The sequence below is a fragment of the Microbacterium sp. 2MCAF23 genome (assembly GCF_052115565.1).
Lineage (GTDB): Bacteria > Actinomycetota > Actinomycetes > Actinomycetales > Microbacteriaceae > Microbacterium.
This window is the reverse complement of sequence record NZ_JBFRGY010000002.1, coordinates 292,442-310,105: the sequence shown is the minus strand read 5'-3', so window position 1 is coordinate 310,105 and position 17,664 is coordinate 292,442. Positions and strand designations below refer to the sequence as shown.

The 17,664-nt window shown below is 68.8% G+C and carries 18 protein-coding genes; 5 read left to right on the top strand and 13 right to left on the bottom strand.

All coding sequences use genetic code 11. From position 1 onward, the window contains the following. Positions 1-7 precede the first annotated feature (7 nt). The 3 genes from AB4078_RS02965 to AB4078_RS02955 form a co-directional block, all read right to left on the bottom strand. The gene (locus tag AB4078_RS02965; RefSeq protein WP_441975888.1) at positions 8-2,362 is read right to left on the bottom strand and encodes an ATP-binding cassette domain-containing protein; all 2,355 of its coding nucleotides are present in this window, start codon (positions 2,360-2,362) and stop codon (positions 8-10) included. A gap of 90 nt (positions 2,363-2,452) precedes the next feature. Then, positions 2,453-2,863, bottom strand: a complete 411-nt coding sequence (locus tag AB4078_RS02960) for a VOC family protein (RefSeq protein WP_441975887.1) — start codon at positions 2,861-2,863, stop codon at positions 2,453-2,455. Between the two features lie 10 nt (positions 2,864-2,873). Next, positions 2,874-3,311 (bottom strand): helix-turn-helix transcriptional regulator, encoded by a 438-nt coding sequence (locus AB4078_RS02955; protein ID WP_441975886.1) that lies wholly within the window; start codon positions 3,309-3,311, stop codon positions 2,874-2,876. 105 nt (positions 3,312-3,416) lie between these two features. Here AB4078_RS02955 and AB4078_RS02950 point away from each other — a divergent pair, with 105 nt between their 5' ends. Next, positions 3,417-4,001: an HdeD family acid-resistance protein gene (locus AB4078_RS02950; protein WP_045252047.1), complete on the top strand. Its 585-nt coding sequence runs from the start codon at positions 3,417-3,419 to the stop codon at positions 3,999-4,001. 61 nt (positions 4,002-4,062) lie between these two features. On the opposite strand, the gene AB4078_RS02945 is transcribed toward AB4078_RS02950, so the two are convergent. Further along, a complete protein-coding gene (locus AB4078_RS02945) occupies positions 4,063-4,827 on the bottom strand; it encodes an SDR family oxidoreductase (RefSeq protein WP_441975885.1) in 765 nt (254 codons plus the stop codon). Between the two features lie 136 nt (positions 4,828-4,963). Between AB4078_RS02945 and AB4078_RS02940 the strand changes: the two genes are divergently transcribed. From AB4078_RS02940 to AB4078_RS02925, 4 genes are all read left to right on the top strand, one after another. Continuing rightward, positions 4,964-5,440 (top strand): NfeD family protein, encoded by a 477-nt coding sequence (locus tag AB4078_RS02940; RefSeq protein WP_440731729.1) that lies wholly within the window; start codon positions 4,964-4,966, stop codon positions 5,438-5,440. A gap of 21 nt (positions 5,441-5,461) precedes the next feature. Beyond that, complete coding sequence (locus AB4078_RS02935; protein ID WP_440731728.1) at positions 5,462-6,469, top strand: SPFH domain-containing protein; 1,008 nt, start codon at positions 5,462-5,464, stop codon at positions 6,467-6,469. Beyond that, positions 6,466-7,239, top strand: coding sequence for a glycerophosphodiester phosphodiesterase family protein (locus AB4078_RS02930; protein ID WP_441975884.1), 774 nt, complete (start codon positions 6,466-6,468; stop codon positions 7,237-7,239). Before AB4078_RS02935 ends, AB4078_RS02930 begins: the two co-directional genes overlap by 4 nt. 154 nt (positions 7,240-7,393) lie before the next feature. Continuing rightward, a complete protein-coding gene (locus tag AB4078_RS02925) occupies positions 7,394-7,777 on the top strand; it encodes an RNA polymerase-binding protein RbpA (protein ID WP_440731726.1) in 384 nt (127 codons plus the stop codon). On the opposite strand, the gene lnt is transcribed toward AB4078_RS02925, so the two are convergent. The 9 genes from lnt to AB4078_RS02880 are packed head-to-tail and all read right to left on the bottom strand — an operon-like array spanning position 7,774 to position 17,580. Next, positions 7,774-9,363: an apolipoprotein N-acyltransferase gene (gene lnt, locus AB4078_RS02920; protein WP_441975883.1), complete on the bottom strand. Its 1,590-nt coding sequence runs from the start codon at positions 9,361-9,363 to the stop codon at positions 7,774-7,776. The genes AB4078_RS02925 and lnt overlap by 4 nt on opposite strands. A gap of 2 nt (positions 9,364-9,365) precedes the next feature. Beyond that, positions 9,366-11,840 carry a DEAD/DEAH box helicase gene (locus AB4078_RS02915; RefSeq protein ID WP_441975882.1) on the bottom strand — a complete coding sequence of 825 codons (2,475 nt, stop codon included), beginning with the start codon at positions 11,838-11,840 and terminating at the stop codon, positions 9,366-9,368. Further along, on the bottom strand, positions 11,837-12,592 hold the full coding sequence (gene tatC, locus AB4078_RS02910; protein WP_440732427.1) for a twin-arginine translocase subunit TatC: 756 nt from the start codon (positions 12,590-12,592) through the stop codon (positions 11,837-11,839). Before tatC ends, AB4078_RS02915 begins: the two co-directional genes overlap by 4 nt. A gap of 59 nt (positions 12,593-12,651) precedes the next feature. Continuing rightward, complete coding sequence (tatA, locus tag AB4078_RS02905; RefSeq protein WP_440731723.1) at positions 12,652-12,936, bottom strand: Sec-independent protein translocase subunit TatA; 285 nt, start codon at positions 12,934-12,936, stop codon at positions 12,652-12,654. 37 nt (positions 12,937-12,973) lie between these two features. Beyond that, on the bottom strand, positions 12,974-13,963 hold the full coding sequence (locus AB4078_RS02900; protein ID WP_441975881.1) for a helix-turn-helix transcriptional regulator: 990 nt from the start codon (positions 13,961-13,963) through the stop codon (positions 12,974-12,976). Beyond that, entirely contained in the window at positions 13,960-14,946 is a 987-nt protein-coding gene (locus AB4078_RS02895; RefSeq protein WP_441975880.1) for a helix-turn-helix transcriptional regulator, read from the bottom strand. Before AB4078_RS02895 ends, AB4078_RS02900 begins: the two co-directional genes overlap by 4 nt. After that, positions 14,947-15,855: an FKBP-type peptidyl-prolyl cis-trans isomerase gene (locus AB4078_RS02890; RefSeq protein WP_440731720.1), complete on the bottom strand. Its 909-nt coding sequence runs from the start codon at positions 15,853-15,855 to the stop codon at positions 14,947-14,949. Between the two features lie 10 nt (positions 15,856-15,865). Then, on the bottom strand, positions 15,866-16,897 hold the full coding sequence (locus tag AB4078_RS02885; protein WP_441975879.1) for a tRNA (adenine-N1)-methyltransferase: 1,032 nt from the start codon (positions 16,895-16,897) through the stop codon (positions 15,866-15,868). Then, the gene (locus tag AB4078_RS02880; RefSeq protein WP_441975878.1) at positions 16,894-17,580 is read right to left on the bottom strand and encodes an HAD family hydrolase; all 687 of its coding nucleotides are present in this window, start codon (positions 17,578-17,580) and stop codon (positions 16,894-16,896) included. Before AB4078_RS02880 ends, AB4078_RS02885 begins: the two co-directional genes overlap by 4 nt. Positions 17,581-17,664: the final 84 nt, after the last annotated feature.

Sequence of the window (17,664 nt, the reverse complement as noted above, 5' to 3'; positions counted from 1 at the left end):
CGCCCCCTCACGCACCCACGTAGGCGGCGAGGTGCTCCCCCGTCACGGTCGACTTCGCCGCGACGAGGTCGGCCGGAGTGCCCTCGTAGACGATGCGCCCACCGTCACGGCCGGCGCCAGGGCCGACGTCGATGATCCAGTCGGCGTGCGCCATCACGGCCTGGTGGTGCTCGATCACGATCACGGATCTGCCGGAGTCGACCAGGCGGTCCAGCAGCCCGAGCAGGTTCTGCACGTCGGCCAGGTGCAGACCCGTCGTCGGCTCGTCCAGCACATAGGTCGCGGCGCCGTCGGCCATCTGGGTCGCGAGTTTGATGCGCTGACGCTCACCTCCCGACAGCGTCGACAGCGGCTGGCCGAGCGAGAGGTAGCCCAGTCCGACATCCTCGAGGCGGCTCAGGATCGTCACCGCGGCGGGAATCTTGGCCTCTCCCCCACGGAAGAACTCGTGCGCCTGCGCCACGGGCATATCGAGAACCTTGGTGATGTCCTTCCCGGCCAGCTTGTACTCGAGCACCGCTGCCTGGAAGCGCTTTCCGCCGCAGTCCTCACAGGGACTCTCCACCGTGTCCATGAAGCCGAGCTCTGTGACGATCACCCCCGCGCCCTTGCATGTAGGGCAGGCGCCCTCGGAGTTCGCGCTGAACAGCGCCGGCTTCACGCCGTTGGCCTTCGCGAACGCTTTGCGGATCGGCTCCAGCAGCCCGGTGTACGTGGCGGGGTTGCTGCGACGGGAGCCCTTGATGGCCGTCTGGTCGATCGAGACGACGCCCTCGCCCTTGGCCACGGAACCGTGGATCAGCGAGCTCTTGCCGGAGCCGGCGACCCCGGTCACCACAGTCAGGACGCCGAGCGGCACGTCGACGTCGACGCCCTGCAGATTGTTCGTCGTGGCTCCGCGCACTTCGATCGCCCCCGTCCGCTCGCGCACCGAAGGCTTGAGCGCTGCACGGTCGTCGAGATGACGCCCCGTCAGCGTGCCGCTGGCCCGCAACCCCTCGATCGTGCCCTCGAAGCAGATCTCGCCACCGGCCGACCCCGCTCCAGGCCCGAGGTCGACCACGTGATCGGCGATCGCGATGGTCTCCGGCTTGTGCTCGACGACCAGCACGGTGTTGCCCTTGTCGCGCAACTGCTCCAGCAGGCCGTTCATGCGCTCGATGTCATGCGGATGCAGGCCGATCGTGGGCTCGTCGAACACGTAGGTGACATCGGTGAGCGAGGATCCGAGGTGGCGGAGCATCTTGATCCGCTGCGCCTCTCCCCCGCTGAGCGTGCCGCTCGGCCGCTCGAGAGAGAGATAGCCGAGTCCCAGCGTGACGAATGCGTCCAGGTTGGCCCGCAGCGCCTCGAGCAGGGGTCCGGCACCGGGGAGGTCGAGCGAATGCACCCATGCGGCGAGGTCGGTGACCTGCATGCGGCAGGCATCCGCGATGCTCACGCCGTCGATCTTCGAGGAACGCGCCCCCTCGGTGAGCCGTGTGCCGTCGCACTCCGGGCAGACCGCGAACGTGGCGACCCGCTCGACGAAGGCGCGGATGTGCGGCTGCAGCGCGTCGATGTCCTTCGACAGCATGGACTTCGTGATCTTCGGGATGAGTCCCTCGTAGGTGATGTTGATCCCGTTGATCTTGACCTTGGTGATCTCGCCGTACAGGAACAGCTGACGCTGCTTCTCCGTGAATGTCGAGACCGGCCTGTCCGCCGGATAGAAGCCCGACTCGGCGAACTGACGAACCATCCAGCCGTCGGCGGTGTACCCGGGCACCATGATCGCGCCGTCGTTCAGCGACCGCGTCTCATCGACGACCTGGGTGAGATCCAGATCCGAAACCACCCCTCTGCCCTCGCACCGCGGGCACATGCCGCCGAGGTAGATCGCATCCTTGACGATCTTCTTCTCGCCGCCGGGCCCGGTCATCACGCCGCTGGCCTTCTGAGTGGGGATGTTGAAGGAGAACGCCGTCGGCCCGCCGATGTACGGCGTTCCGAGCTTCGAGAAGAGGATCCGCAGCATCGCATTCGCGTCCGTGACGGTGCCCACGGTCGAGCGGGGGTTCGCACCGAGACGCTCCTGATCGACGAGGATCGCCGTGGTCAGCCCGTCGAGCACGTCGACGTCGGGGCGCGGTACCGAGGGCATGAAACCCTGGACGAAGGCGCTGTAGGTCTCGTCGATCATGCGCCGGGACTCAGCGGCGATCGTGTCGAACACGAGCGAGCTCTTGCCCGACCCCGACACCCCGGTGAACACCGTCAGCCGGCGCTTCGGCAACTCGATCGAGACGTCCTTCAGGTTGTTCTCCCGGGCGCCCTGCACCCGGATCACATCGTGGCTGTCGGCGACGTGCGGCTCTGTCATCGGCGTGTCTCTCCGGATCGGACGGGGTGGCAAGGGGCGCGTCACAGGATAGCGGTGCCCGGCGACGTCGCCGCGGGCACCGCGCAGGGTTCAGACCACCTGCTGCAGACGGATCATGTTGCCCGCCGGGTCCCGGAACGCGCAGTCGCGGATCCCATAGGGCTGGTCGATCGGTTCCTGCACGACGTCGCCGCCGCGCGACTCGATCTCGGCGAACGCCGCGTCCACATTGTCCGTCGCGAGCACCACTCCCCCGAAGCTGCCCTTCGCCATGAGCTCCAGGATCGTGCGCCGCTCGTCGTCGTTGATGCCCGGATCCACCGCCGGCGGGGTGAGCACGATGGAGGTGTCCGGCTGGTTCGCCGGTCCCACCGTCAGCCAGCGCATCTGCTGGTAGCCGACGTCCTTGCGCAATTCCCACCCGAGCACATCGCGGTAGAAGTGGAGCGACTCCTCGGCATCGGTGTGCGGAAGAAAGCTGGCGTTGATCATGATGTCCATGCCGCTCACGCTACGCGGGTGGATCCTGCGGGGCTTCTCGATTCCTGATCGGTCTGGTGGCCTGCTTCTCGATCCACGACGGGATCCCCGGTCCCAGGCCCGGGTCGGCGCGATAGCGGCTCGGGGAGACACCGACGAGTTCCGAGAACCGAGTGCTGAACGTCCCGAGCGACTGGAATCCGACGGCGAAGCACGCCTCCGTCACCGACACGTCGCCGCGGCGCAGCAGCGCCATCGCCCGTTCGATGCGTCGCGTCATCAGATAGGAGTAGGGCGGCTCGCCGTAGACCAGTTTGAACTGCCGGCTCAGGTGCCCCGCCGACATGTGCACCCCCGCCGCAAGAGCCTCGACATCGAGCGGCTGGGCGTAGTCCCGATCGATGCGGTCCCGGACCCTTCGCAGTGCGGCGAGATCCCGCAGGTGATCCTCGTCGGCGGCCGGGCTCATCCCCCGATCCTCGCACGGCGGCGCGGGGTTCGCGGATCCCTTCCGTGCCGAGCGGTACAGTAAGGCCATCCCAGATTCTCAGGGATTACTCAGAAAGGGTCCCCCATGTCCGAAGCAGTTGCCGATGCGAAGAGCCTCGTGAAGTCGCTTCGCATCTTCCTCGCCGTGTCCGGCATCATCGCACTCATCGCAGGCATCGTGATGCTGGTGTGGCCGGTCAAGACGGCTTTCGTCCTCACCGGAATCGTTGCCGCCTATCTGATCGTCGCCGGCGTGGTCTACATCGGCCTCGGCATCTTCAGCGCCGCGAAGTCCGGTTGGGCCCGAGTCGGCCACATCGCCCTCGGACTCCTCTACATCGTCGCGGGCGTCATCGCGTTCTCGAACATCCAGGCGGCGACCGTCGCGTTCGCGCTCGTCACCGTGATCTTCATCGGCGTCAGCTGGATCTTCGACGGCGTCGTCTCGCTGAGCCTCATGGGGCAGGACGGGTCCAAGACCTGGACGCTGCTCTACGCGCTGCTCAGCATCGTGGCGGGCATCGCCGTGATCAGCCTGGGGCTCGCGGCCGTGCCGTTCTTCTGGCTGTTCCTCGGCATCTCGCTCGTGGTGCTCGGCGTCATGCAGATCGTGCGCGCGATCACGATCGCGAAGGACGCTAAGGCCGTCGCGGACGCCGCCGGTCTCTGACTCCTTCTGCACGCGGAAGCGGCCCGGCGCATCTGCTCCGGGCCGCTTCCGCGTGTTCGGACTACTCGGCGACGAATCCGCTGACGTCGCCGATCAGACGGGTGTGGTCGGCCGGGACCGGCTCGACGGCGGCCCTGGCGACCTCGGCGGCGAACTCCGACACGTTGTACAGACGCCCTGCCGACTCGCGGCGCTGAGAGATCGCGCCGGGGTTGGCCCGCTCCAGCAGCGTCGCCGTGATGGTCCCCTCGATCATGTCGCCCGAGACGACGACGAACTCCACGCCCTGCGCCTCGATCGTCGGGATCAGCTCCCGCAGCGCGTCCTCGCCGGCACGCTTGGACAGCGCCACCGGCTCGTACTCCGGCATCGTCGGCGTGGTCCGGATGAAGTGGGCCTGGTGGCTGGTGACGAAGACGATGCGCCCGCCCTCGCGCAGCAAAGGAAGAGCGGTCTCCAGCACGTTGACCTGGGCGTCGCGGTTGAGGCGCAGTGCGTAGTCCTCACCCATGTTCGCCTCCATGCCTCCGGAGGCATTCAGCACCAGCACGTCCAGCCCGCCAAACTCCGCCTTCACCGCGTCGAACATCCCGGCGACAGAGGTCGGATCCGTCAGATCGGCGCCGACCACCAGCGCGCGGCGGCCCAGGGCCCGCACCTCGCCGGCGAGCTTCTCCGCGCGAGGAGCCTTGTTGCGGAAGTTGATGACGACATCCGCCCCCGCCTCCGCGAAATACCGGATCGTGTCGGCGCCGATGCCACGGGAGGATCCGGTGACGAGGGCGACCTTGCCGGTCAGCGATTCTGCGGGAAGGGTCTGAGACACGGGGACTCCTCGGAGAGGGTGCGCACACGGCGCGCGGGTGGGACCAGAACACCCTACCAATCCGCGTGATTCCGCGGAGAGTGACGCGGAAGAGGCGCACTGACCGCGTGATAGGTTGGCAAAAAGAGGGGGCGGTATGGACACGATCCTGCAGATGTTCCAGGACTGGGCGTGGATCGGCTGGCTGGTCCTCATGGTCCTGTTCTTCGTCATCGAGATCTTCACGCTCGACATGACGTTCCTCATGCTCGGACTCGGTTCGGCCGTGGGCCTGCTCTCCACCCTCACGGGATGGCCCGTCTGGGTGCAGGTGATCATCGCCGCCCTCGCCGCCGTGCTGCTCATCTTCGTGCTGCGCCCACCGCTGCTGCGTCGCCTCCATCGCGGCGAGGACCAGACCCGATCCAACGTCGCTGCACTGATCGGGCTGCACGGCACCGTGCTGCTCGAGGTCACGACGCTCACCGGGCAGGTCAAGCTCAGCAACGGCGACACCTGGACCGCCCGCCTCGCCTCCGAGGCTCCCGTCATCGCGCCCCTCTCCCCCGGCGCCCCCGTGACGGTGGAGCGGATCGAAGGCGCCACCGCGTACGTCCGTTCCACCCACGTCTAGGAGAAACAGGAGCAGCCCTTCATGGACAGCGCGTCCTTCATCCCCACCGCCATCGGATGGATCCTGGCGATCGCCGTCATCATCTTCGTGCTGGTGACCATCGCCCGTTCGGTCAGGATCATCCCCCAGGCCACCGCCGGCGTCGTCGAGCGGCTCGGCAGGTATCACAAGACCCTGATGCCGGGCCTGAACCTGCTCGTGCCGTTCATCGATCGCCTGCGCCCTCTCATCGACATGCGCGAGCAGGTCGTCTCGTTCCCGCCGCAGCCCGTGATCACCGAGGACAACCTCGTGGTGTCGATCGACACCGTCGTGTACTTCCAGGTGACCGACGCCCGCGCCGCGACCTACGAGATCGCGAACTACCTCGGCGCCGTCGAGCAGCTCACGACCACCACGCTGCGCAACGTGGTCGGCGGACTGAACCTCGAGGAGGCGCTGACCAGCCGTGACAACATCAACGGTCAGCTGCGCATCGTGCTGGATGAGGCGACCGGCAAGTGGGGCATCCGGGTCGGGCGCGTCGAGCTGAAGGCCATCGACCCGCCCGTCTCGATCCAGGACTCGATGGAGAAGCAGATGCGCGCCGAGCGCGACCGTCGCGCGGCGATCCTCACCGCAGAGGGCACCAAGCAGTCGCAGATCCTGGAGGCAGAAGGTCAGCGGCAGGCGGACATCCTCCGTGCCGAGGGTGAGAAGCAGGCCGCGGTACTGCGCGCCGAGGGCGAGGCGGAGGCGATCCAGAACGTCTTCAACGCCATCCACCAGGGCCAGCCCGACGACAAGCTGCTCGCGTACCAGTACTTGCAGATGCTGCCGAAGATCAGTGAGAGCGCGTCCAGCAAGCTGTGGATCATCCCGAGCGAGTTCACCGAGGCGCTGAAGAACTTCGGCGGCGCCTTCACGCCGGGGGCGGGCGGATCCACTCCGTTCACATCGACGGCGCCCGCAGCGGCGGTCCCGACCACGCGCGCGGCCGCTGCCGCTGCCGCCACTCCTCCCGCGTCAGCTTCAAACGGCGCCGCGTGACGCACCCGTACTTCCAGGGCGCTTCGGCGCCGCGAGTCCTCGCTCATCGCGGTCTGGTGGGCGAGGACTCGTCCGTGTTCGACAACTCCGCTCTCGCCATCGCCGCCGCGGACGCCGCGGGCGCGGAGTACGTGGAGACGGATTGCCGGGCGACCGCTGATGGCGATGCCGTGCTGTTCCACGACGAGACGCTGCAACGACTGCTCGGAGATCCCCGCCCGGTCGCCGAGGTCACGACGGCCGAGCTGGTCGCGCTGTTCGCCGCCCACGGCGGACTGCTCACGCTCGCCGACGCGCTCGAGTCCTTCCCGCTGCTGCGCTTCAACGTGGATGTGAAGGCGCTCGCAGCTGCCGGGGACGTGGGACGCGCTGCGGCCGCGCACGGGCATCGGGTGCTGCTCACGAGCTTCGACGACCGCAACCGTCGCGCCGCGCTGGAAGCCGCCGCGGCTGCAGGCGCCGAGGTCCTGCCGGCCTCCTCCGGCGGGCGGACCGCGATCGCGCTGCTGCGTCTGGCGTCGGCCCTGCGTCTTCGCGGCTGGGCGCGCTGCATACTGCGAGGGCTGGACGCCGTGCAGATCCCCGAGCGGTTCGGTGCGCTGCGGGTGTTCACGCCGGCACTCGTGCGCGCCGCGCACGACGCCGGCGTCGAGGTGCACGTGTGGACCGTCAACGACCCCGAGCGCATGCGCGCGCTGGTGTCCGCCGGTGCCGACGGCATCGTCACGGATCGTGCGGACGTCGCGATCAAGGCCCTCGACCCGCGCTGAGATCCAGTTTCGTCGTCCCGCGGACTCAGTCCCGTTTCACGTGCTGAGCGCTCCCGGGCTGGGTATCGACTGTGAAAGCCTTCATGGTTTGCCCCCTTCGCACCTTCTGCACAGCCCGGGCCGATATACCTGAGGGCGACGAGAGGACCACACAATGGCAGATCGCAGCCTTCGGGGAATCCGACTCGGCGCCCAGAGCCTTCAGAGCGAAGAGGGCGTCGTCTTCATGGAACGCCAGCAGACCGCATACTCCTGCGACACCTGCGGCCACGTGACCACACTGATGTTCGCGGCCGATGCCGAGCCGCCGGCCACCTGGGAGTGCCGCGCGTGCGGCGCTGACGCCCGACTGCAGATCGACGGCAAGTCCGTCGAGATCGCGGCGGACGGCGACAAGGGCGGACGCACCCACTGGGACATGCTTCTGGAGCGCCGCACCCGTGCCGAGCTCGAGGAACTCCTGGAAGAGCGCCTCGCGTTCATCCGCGCGCGTCGCGGCGCCGGCGAAGACCCGACCCGCGAACGGATCGGCGCCTAAGCCTCCGACCGGCCCCGTCGTACCCGAGCGGACACACCCGCGGCGACGACCACGAGCAGCCCGCCCCACAGCAGGATCTGCTCCAGCCAGGGCCCGATGAGCACCCCCGCAGTCGCCCCGGTGCGCAGCTCGACATCTTCGAGCAGCGCACCGGGGCGATCCTCGTCCAGAGAGGCCTGCGTGGAGCCGTCGGCGCGGATCACCTGACTGGTGCCGACCGTGGAGATGTTCACGACCGCTCGCCCGGTCTCGACGGCCCGCATGCGCGCGATCCCGAGCTGCTGCAGGTTCTCGACAGTGCCGCGGAAGTCCGCGTTGTTCGTCTGGAACACCAGCACCTGGGCACCGCCGTCGATGCCCTCGGCGATGACCTCGTCATAGATCACGTCGAAGCAGATGGCCAGCCCCACCGTCGTCGCGCCCACGCGCACGGTCGGTGCATCGGCGCCCGGCGTGTACCCTCGGCCGATCAGGCCGATCAGATCCGGCACGATCGCGTTGTAGAACGCACGATCGGGCACGTACTCGCCGAACGGCACGGGGTGCCGCTTCGAATGCGTCTGCACGTCACCCCTCGCCAGCGTGCGGTGATTGTCGGTCGGCCACAGGAACGAGGTGTTGTAGAACAGCTCGCCCTTCTGCGTGGCCGCATTCGCGAGGATCGGTGCCTGCGCGCGTGTGGCGATCCCGTCGAGCGCGTCCGACAGCACCGGGTACTGGAACGGATCGCCGTCGAGACCGCCCTCCGGCCAGACCAGCAGATCCATGCGCTTGCCGTACAGCGGCTCCGTCGCCGCCGCCTGCGCGGTCAGCACGTCGAGTGGCTCGCGCTTGTCGAAATACCCGGTCGGACCGTTGCCCTGCACCGCGCCGATCCGCATCGTGCCGTCCGCTGCGGTGGGGAACGCAGGAAGGACCGCGAGCAGCGCCACCAGCACGATCGGCGGCACCACCGCCGCGCCGCGCGAACGCGGGCGACTGCGTGCGAGTTCGACGAGGAACGCCACGAGGAGCACCATCAGGAATCCGAGTCCGCTGATCCCGATCCAGCTCGTCACCCGCGCCGCCGCGGTGTCGGACATCGTGTAGGCGATGCGCGCCCAGGGGAACCCGCCGTAGGGCCAGTTCCCGAGGAACAGCTCGCGGCCGATCCACAGGGCCGCCACCACCACGGAGAGGATGCCGGCGCGGAGCAGACCCGGACGGACCAGCACCGGGATCCAGCGGTACGCGAGCGTCACCGGGATCAGGGCGACCGCCGTCAGCGCCGCCTCGAGCAGGCCGAGTGCGAGCCACGGTATCGGCCCCAGGTAGCGCGCCGTCCACGAGACGAGAACCAGGAACAGCACTGCGCCGTACACGAACCCCACCAGCAGGGCGGACGACGTGCGGCGTCCGATCAGCGCCACCAGGAGAAGGGCCACGGCGGGGAACGCAGCGATCCACACCGACAGCGCGGGGAACGCCAGGTTGAGAAGCCCCCCTGCGGTCGCCGCGGCGAGCAGCGCCGCCCAGAGCGGCAGCACAGGGCGAGATGCAGGGCGCGTGGAGCGTGCCTCGGCGGGCTCGGCGATGCGGGCGGTCACGGTCACATCGAGGAGTAGGCGACGATGCCGCGGCGGACACCGTCGAGCGCGGCACGGGCCGTGCGCGCGGTGTCGGCGTTCGGCGCGACGATGGAGAGCTGGTCCAGCAGGTCGATGGTCTGCTTCGCCCAGCGCACGAAGTCCCCGGCTGCCATGTCGGCATCCTCCAGCACGGCATCGAGCGACATCCCCCGCGCCCAGGCGTGCATCGCGCCGGCGAGTCCCGCCGAGGGACGATCGGATCCTGGTAGCCGGTTGTCGTGCTCGAGGTCGTCGAGCTCTGCCCAGAGCTCCTGCGTGCGCTCCCAGGCGATGCGGAAGCGGCCGCGTGGCAGATCGCGGGGGTCGATCGAGCCGTCGTCGCGCCGGGGTTCGTAGACGAGGGCGCAGGCCATGGCGGCGAGGGACGGCGCGTCCAGACCGTCCCACAGTCCCCGCCGGAGTGACTCCGCCACGAGCAGGTCCCGCTCCCCGTAGATGCGCTGCATGGTGCGGCCCGCGTCGGTGAGGGTGAGCTGGTCTCCGCTCCCCTGCACATAGCCGACCTCGGCGAGCACGTCGAGCACCCGATCGAAGACGCGGGCGACCGTGCCCGTGCGGTTCTCGATCTGGCGTCGGGTGCGGTCGGTCTCCCGCTTGAGCTTCCAGTACCGCTCAGCCCAACGCGCATGCTGTTCGCGATCCGGGCAGCGGTGGCAGGCATGGCGCTGCATCGCGCGACGGAGCGACTCGATCTGATGCAGTCGCTTCTCGCGCACCGCGCGCGGCGCCTGCTGATCGGCGCGGTTCTTCTTCTCCAGATCGCTGAGCTCGCGCCGGATCCCCGAGTACTCCGTGAAGTCACCACGGTCGCAGGTCATCGACCCGAGGTAGCCCTCGAGCGATGCTTCGGCTTCGCGCACCGTGCGCGCGAGTCCGACGACCGCGCGGTCGGCCTGGAACTGGGCGAACGACGACTCGAGGACCTCACGAGAGCGGTTGCGCCCGAACCGGTCCAGCAGGTTCACCGCCATGTTGTATGTGGGCCGGAAGCTGGAGTTCAGCGGGTAGGTGCGCCGCGAGGCGAGGGCGGCGACGGCCTGCGGGTCCATGCCCTCGGTCCACTGCACGACGGCATGCCCCTCGACGTCGATGCCGCGGCGGCCGGCACGACCCGTGAGCTGGGTGTACTCCCCCGAAGTGATCGCGACCCGCGCTTCACCGTTGAACTTCTCCATGCGCTCGAGCACGACAGTGCGCGCCGGCATGTTGATGCCCAGGGCGAGCGTCTCCGTCGCGAAGACGACCTTGAGCAGGCGCTGCTTGAAGAGGTCTTCGACGACCTCCTTGAACGCCGGCAGCAGCCCCGCGTGGTGCGCGGCGACACCGCGCTCCAGGTTGTCCAGCCAGTCCCAGTAACCGAGCACCGCGAGGTCCTCGTCGCGCAGGGTGCGCACCCGATCCTCGACGATCGCGCGGATCTCGCGACGCTCCTCCACCGTGGTCAGCCGCAGCCCGGAGCGCCGCACCTGCTGCACCGCGGAATCGCAGCCGACGCGGCTGAAGATGAAGAAGATCGCCGGCAGCAGGTTCGCGCGGTCCAGCAGGTCCACGACCTGGGGGCGGTCGAGCCGCTCGATGCGGCGCACATTGGCCGAGCGCACGGGGCGCTTGCCCCCGCGTTGCGGTCGTCTCCCCTGGGCACCCGCGTGGCGCGCACTGCGGTACTGCTGGGCATCGCGGTTGCGCTCGTAATTGGCCCCACCGAACGAGCGGATCCGGAGCAGCTCCTGGTTGACCTGCGCGGTCGCGATCCCGGCGCGGTCGTCGAACAGCGGGAGCAGGTCGTCTCGCACGAGCACGTGCTGCTCCAGAGGCACCGGACGGATCTCGGAGACGATCACCTCGGTATTGCCGCGGACCGTGTCCAGCCAATCGCCGAACTCCTCGGCGTTGGACACCGTCGCACTCAGCGCGACGAGCCGCACGCTCTGCGGGAGGTGGATGATGACCTCTTCCCACACCGCGCCGCGGAAGCGGTCGGCGAGGTAGTGCACCTCGTCCATGATCACGTAGCGGAGATCCTCGAGGGCGCGGGAATCCGCGTAGATCATGTTGCGCAGCACCTCGGTGGTCATCACCACGATGCGGGCCGAGCCGTTGATGTTGACGTCACCGGTGAGCAGACCCACCTGGTCCGCGCCGTACACGTCGACGAGCTCGCGGAACTTCTGGTTCGACAGCGCCTTCATCGGCGTCGTGTAGAACGCCTTGTCCGCCGGAGTCGACATCGCCTGGTGGATCGCGAACTCGCCCACGATCGTCTTGCCGGCACCGGTCGGAGCCGCAACGAGCACGCTGCTGCCGCGCTCCAGGGCATGGCAGCCCTCGATCTGGAACGGATCCAGCTGGAAGCGCTGCATCGCCGCGAATGCGGTCGTGGCGGGGTGGTCCTGAGCGGCGCGGGCGGCGGCGTATCGATCCGCCGGCGACGTCATACCGTGGACTCCTCGAGGAACTCCTGCTGGCGCTTGTGCTTGCGCCTGTCGAAGAGCATCGACAGCCCTGCTGCCGCGAAGTACAGCACGATCAGGATGCCGGCGAGCATGAGCATGCTCACCACGTCGGCGGCGGGCGTCGCCAGGGCCGCGAACAGGCACGCGATCAGGATCGCGATCCGCCAGGCCTTCAGAATCGCCCGGCCGGACATGATACCGGCGAAGTTCAGGGCCACGAGGAACACCGGGATGATGAAGGAGACCCCGATGACGATCATCAGCTTGAAGATGAAGTCGTAGTAATCCTGCGCGTTGTAGAGGTTCTGCGCACCTTCAGGTGTGAAGCCCGCCATCAACTCGATGATGTGCGGCATGACCAGGACGCCCACGTAGCAACCGGCGAAGAACAACGGGACGGCCGACGCGACGAAACCGATCGTGTACCTGATCTCCTTCCGCGTGAGACCGGGCATGATGAAGGCCCAGATCTGCCACAGCCACACGGGCGCGGAGAGGAAGATGCCGATCGAGAACGCCATCCGCATGCGCAGGTCGAACGGCGCGGTCACCGACGAGAACGTGAACCCGACGAGGTCCTTGCCCCGCTCCTCGGCGACCTGACGGATGGGCCCGGTGACGAAGTGCAGGATCGGGTCGGTGACGAAGAACGCGATCACCATGCCGAGGACGAGAGCGCCGGCGGCGAAGACGAGTCGCTTGCGCAACTCGATGAGATGCCCGGCCAGGGGCATGGTGCTGTCGCGACGCGGCTTCCGCCCCTTCGTCGCCGGTGACGCGTCGGTCACGCCCGTCAGCGCTGGGTACCGGCGTCGTGCGGCGGGTTGACGGCGGTGGTGTCGGCCGCGTTCTGCACCGGGGTCGGCAGAGCGGTCGTCGCGGGCGCCTGGGTCGATGCGGCGGCGTCCGTCGCGGAAGCTGCTGCGTCCTCGTCCTTCATCGCCTTCATCTCACCCTTGAAGACGCGAGCAGACTGGCCCATGCTCTTGGCGAGCGCGGGAAGCTTGGCCGCGCCGAACAACAGCAGGATGACGGCGAGGATGATGACCAGATGCCATCCGTTGAGTCCGGCGAACATGATGATCTCCCTTGATGGATCGGGTGTTGCGCACAGTCTACCGTGACTGCGGGTTGGTTTGTTCGGAGTACAGCGCAAGTGCTGCGACGGCCCATTCCCGAGCGGCGCAACGCGCCGATGCGGGTTCGAGGATCTCCACCGCACCGCCGAAACGAGCGGCAAGCCGCTTGAGGCTGAGCGGATCCCCCACATGCAGCGTAGCGGTCATGGAATCGTCCTGGACGCCGGCCTCGGCGCGGCGCAGATAGTCCCGCAGCAGCGGCGCGAGGCGCTCCGGGAAGCGGATCACCGCCTCGTCGCTCTCCCCGTCCCCGGCGAACAGCTCGGGCACGGGTTCGTCGCCGTGCGCGATCGCGATGTCGGTGAGCCGCGGCTCGCTGACGCGGTCCAGGTGGAAGGTGCGCATCGCGCGGCGCAGATGGCACCAGCCCTGCAGGTACCACTGCCCGTTCGTGATCAGGACCGTCACCGGGTCCACGGTGCGGGTCGTGGGCGCCGCGTCGGGCGCGCGGTACGTGAACGACACCGCGACGTGCTCTTTCAGGGCGGTCGCGACGACAGTGCGGACTTCATCGACCGGACCCGGTGCGACGATGACGTCCGCCGGCAGGCCGGCGGCGCCCCTGGACAGCTTCGCGATGAGCGCCTGCACGACAGTGGAGTCGGCGACGCCCGGCACCGCCGAGGCCAGCTGCAGGCCCGCGACCAGGGCCGCGGCTTCGCGAGCGGTGAACTTCGGCACGCGGCGCAGGCCGACATCGTTGGTGATCTCGATGATCCCCTGCTCATCCAGCAGGTCCCAGTTGATGTCGAACAGCTCCTGCGGCGCCTGCCAATAGCCCTCGTCTCCGGGCAGGCCGATCACCGTGAGCTTCTCCACCATGGCGCGCATCTGCGCCTCGGTCATGTCGAACTCGGCTGCTGCCTCGGCCAGCGAGACCTCGCCGCGTTCGAGCAGATAGGGAACGAGCGTGAGATAGGCGCGGACGCGGTCCGAGCTCAGCAGGGGCTTGCGCTGCGCCATCATTCCCCGTCCTTCGCGTCTGCATGCGCCGCGGCCGCCGCGCGCAGACGCACGATCACCGCGTCGCGGAGCACGGCGGGTTCCACCACGCGGACCTCCGGCCCGTACGAGGCGAGCTCGTCCGCGAAGATGTGCAGATCGACGTAGCGCACGCGGATGCCCTGCGCAGCCGGCTCGGCACGCCGGCCGAGGCGGAGCGCCGCCTCCGTTCCGGGCGTGACCTCCAGCAGGGCCGAGTGCGCAGCGGCGACGGCCTCGAGGCTCGCAAGTGCCCGCTCCCCCGCGCCCTCGCGCATTTCGGCGGGGAACGCGTTGTTCGTGACCGTGACGTCGCCCACGATGCGGGTGAGGAGGAACATGCGATCGCCTTCGGCATCCACATCCCGACCGAACACGTGCCAGCGCGCCTCGTATTCCACGAGGGCGAGCGGTTGCACACGGCGGCGTCGGGGAGCCTGCTCCCCCGGCTTCAGGTAATCGAAGGCGACGGAGACACTGCGTTCGATCGCACCCTGCAACGGGGCGAAGGCGGCCTCGCGCGCGGTGATGCGCGGCGCGAAGCCGATGATCGGCTCGTCCACGTCGATCCCCAGGGCGCGGATCTTGCGCACCCCCGCCTGGGCGTCGGCGGACAGCGACTCCTCACTCCAGACGCTGCCGGCCAGGCGCAGCACGGCGAGCTCGGCCGGCGTGAACTCTATGTCGACGGGCAGATCGTATTCCGCCTTCGGAATGCGATAGCGGGCTTCGCGCAGATCGTTCGGATCGGCGTGATCGCCCAGCGTCTCGATCGGGATGCCGAGCGAGCGCAGCTCTTCCTTGTCACGCTCGAACATCTTGTCCAGGGCGTCCGCTTTGCCCTCCGCCCGCTGGCGGTATCCCGAGACGGACGCGAGGATCTGCTGCTTGGTCAGCCCGATCTCCGTGGCCATGAGCGCCACGACGAGATTCGTCAGACGCTCCTCCGCGGGGATCCGTTCCGCCATCTACTGACCCGTCGTGGCGGAGTCGTCGATGCCGAGGATGTCGACGACGATCGCCTGCGTGCCGTTGCCGTCGGCACCGGTACCCGCGCTCGCATCCGCAGGCGGAACGATCAGGAGGACCTGCGATCCGACGGTCTGGCCCTCGATGCCCGCGGCACCGGAGATCACCGCGGACTGGGAGTCCCACGTGCTGTTGACCACCTTGCGGGTGTCCCAGTCCACGCTGGTGAACTGCACGCGGACGCCGTCGGTCTTCTTCACCTTCTGACCCTCGCCGCGGATGAGTGTCTGCACCACCTGCTTGGCGGGCTTCTTCGCGTCCGGGACGATGATGCCGGGGCGCCCGTCCGGGGCGCGCACGACGGTGGGCAGGCCCAGCGCGTCGTTGTACTGCAGCGAGCCCTCCGCGTGCGGCAGGAACACCGTGCGCACGTCGAGCACCGCGACCGCGGCCCCCTCGGCCGCGGTCCCGGCGGGGAAACCTACCAGCAGCCGCGATCCGGCGGTGGCGCACTGCAGCGCGTCGCCGAGCGGCTTGGCCTGTGATGCCAGGGTGTTCACGTCCGAAGCGGCCGTCGTCTTGTCGAAACCGGTCGCGCCGATCTTCTGCCCGGTCCGCGCGTCGTACAGCGCGATGTCGACGACGATCGGCTGGTTCTTCGCCGTGATCGGAGTGCCGGTGCCGACGATGAGATCGTCGACGCTCGCCTTCTGCACCTTGGTGGGCGACGCGATGGTGACGGTCGGCTCGGCGCCGAAGTCGCCCTTCACCGTCACGGAGTCGGTGAGCCCGGACGAACTCGGCTGCGTCGGGCAGGCCTTCCCGGCGAACGAGGGGCCTGCGGAGCAGCCGGCCAGCGCGAGGGCGGCGAGGCCGAGGGTGATCAGAGCAGCGGCAGTCTTACGCACGCGCTCCAGTCTATGCGGACGGATCGCCCGCCTCGGCCCCTTCGGCATCCGCGTCGTGCGATGCGGCGAGGCGCGCGCCGCCGGCGGCCCGCTGCGCCTCGCGGACGCGCTTGCGCAGGTTCTTGTCGGTGATCTCGCGATCGCCGACGGCGCCGGGGGTCCATGCCTCCACGTCCTCATCGCCGTAGCTGGGCTTCTTGGCGGCGCGGCGCTTCACGTCGGGCGGGATGGCGCCGGGGGCGAGACGACGTGCGGTGATGAGGAAGCCCGTGTGCGCGACCATGCGGTGATCGGGTCGCACCGCCAGGCCCTCGACATGCCAGCCGCGGACCATGGTCTCCGAGGACTCGGGCTCTGTGAACAGACCCGTGCCGCGCACGTACTCCGCGACGCGGGAGAGCTGCGTCGCCGTGGCGATGTAGCAGAGCACCACTCCGCCGGGAGCAAGAGCCTCGGCGACGGCATCGATGCACTCCCACGGCGCAAGCATGTCGAGCAACACGCGGTCGACCGTGCCCGGCTCGAACACGGCGCCGAGCTCCTGCTGAAGGTCGCCCACGACGATCCGCCAGGAGTCCGGGAGCTCACCCAGGAAGGTCTCGACGTTGGCGCTCGCCACCTCGGCGAAGTCGTCCCGGCGCTCGAACGAGACCAGTCGCCCCGTCGGCCCGATGGCACGCAGAAGCGAGAGCGAGAGCGCTCCGGACCCGACACCGGCCTCGACCACGGTCGCGCCGGGGAAGATGTCCGCCTGGGTGACGATCTGCGCAGCGTCCTTCGGGTACACGATCGCGGCACCGCGTGGCATCGACATCACGAAGTCCCGCAGCAGCGGGCGCAGCGCCAGGTATTCGTTGCCGGAGCTGTTCTCCACGACCGATCCGTCGGGGAGGCCGATCAGGTCGCGGTGCCGTAGTACGCCGTGGTGGGTGTGCAGCTCCCCGTCCGCGCGCAGCGTGATCGTGTGCATCCGCCCCTTGGGACCGGTCAGCTGCACGCGGTCGCCCTCGCGGAACGGCCCGCTCGGCCGCTGCGCGGTCACAGCGCGGCCTCCGCACGGAGCGAGCGGACGCGAGTGAACTCGGCGAGGAGATCGTCGACACTGCGGCCTGCGAGCGACTCCCAGATCGCGTCGGCCCCGAGTCCGTCCAGCTCGACGATGTGCGGGATGCCGATCGCCACCGCACGGGCGGACAGCGCCGCCTGCAGGCCGGTCGGCGAGTCCTCGAGCGCCACCGTGTCGGCGATGTCGACGCCGAGCGCGTCGGCGGCCCGCAGATACGGGTCGGGGAAGGGCTTGGGCCGCTCGACGTCGTCACCGCCCACGATCACATCGAAGGCATCGAAGCCGATGAGCGAGACGATGTCCTCGGCCATCCTCCGCAGCGACATGGTGACGAGCGCCGTCGGGATGCCCGCCGCGCGCAGCTCGCGCAGCAGCTCGCGTGCGCCCGGTCGGAAGGGCACGCCGTCCTGCTGCAGGCGCACGCGCACACGCTCGGTGAGTTCGTCGACGATCTCCTGAGCGCCCATCTTCACCCCGGCGCCCTGGAGGATGATCGCGCTGTCGATCAGGCCGTTGCCGACCAGCTGCAGCGCCTGCTCATGCGTCCAGGTGCCGCCGAAGGACTCGATGAGATCGGTCTCGGCGTCCATCCAGTACGGTTCGGTGTCGACAAGGGTTCCGTCCATGTCCCAGAGGACCGCGCGAGGGTGCTGATTCACTCCCCCATCGTACCGGCGGGCCGCGCCGCCGATGGTGGTGGGGACTAGCCTGGACGGAACACGCGGCGCAGGTCGCCGCAGGAA

Bases quoted from the DNA above. Each gene is read 5' to 3' on its own strand.
- AB4078_RS02965 (WP_441975888.1), bottom strand. From the start codon at position 2,362: ATGACAGAGCCGCACGTCGCCGACAGCCACGATGTGATCCGGGTGCAG.
- AB4078_RS02960 (WP_441975887.1), bottom strand. From the start codon at position 2,863: ATGGACATCATGATCAACGCCAGCTTTCTTCCGCACACCGATGCCGAG.
- AB4078_RS02955 (WP_441975886.1), bottom strand. From the start codon at position 3,311: ATGAGCCCGGCCGCCGACGAGGATCACCTGCGGGATCTCGCCGCACTG.
- AB4078_RS02950 (WP_045252047.1), top strand. From the start codon at position 3,417: ATGTCCGAAGCAGTTGCCGATGCGAAGAGCCTCGTGAAGTCGCTTCGC.
- AB4078_RS02940 (WP_440731729.1), top strand. From the start codon at position 4,964: ATGGACACGATCCTGCAGATGTTCCAGGACTGGGCGTGGATCGGCTGG.
- AB4078_RS02935 (WP_440731728.1), top strand. From the start codon at position 5,462: ATGGACAGCGCGTCCTTCATCCCCACCGCCATCGGATGGATCCTGGCG.
- AB4078_RS02925 (WP_440731726.1), top strand. From the start codon at position 7,394: ATGGCAGATCGCAGCCTTCGGGGAATCCGACTCGGCGCCCAGAGCCTT.
- AB4078_RS02915 (WP_441975882.1), bottom strand. From the start codon at position 11,840: ATGACGTCGCCGGCGGATCGATACGCCGCCGCCCGCGCCGCTCAGGAC.
- tatC (WP_440732427.1), bottom strand. From the start codon at position 12,592: ATGCCCCTGGCCGGGCATCTCATCGAGTTGCGCAAGCGACTCGTCTTC.
- tatA (WP_440731723.1), bottom strand. From the start codon at position 12,936: ATGTTCGCCGGACTCAACGGATGGCATCTGGTCATCATCCTCGCCGTC.
- AB4078_RS02900 (WP_441975881.1), bottom strand. From the start codon at position 13,963: ATGATGGCGCAGCGCAAGCCCCTGCTGAGCTCGGACCGCGTCCGCGCC.
- AB4078_RS02895 (WP_441975880.1), bottom strand. From the start codon at position 14,946: ATGGCGGAACGGATCCCCGCGGAGGAGCGTCTGACGAATCTCGTCGTG.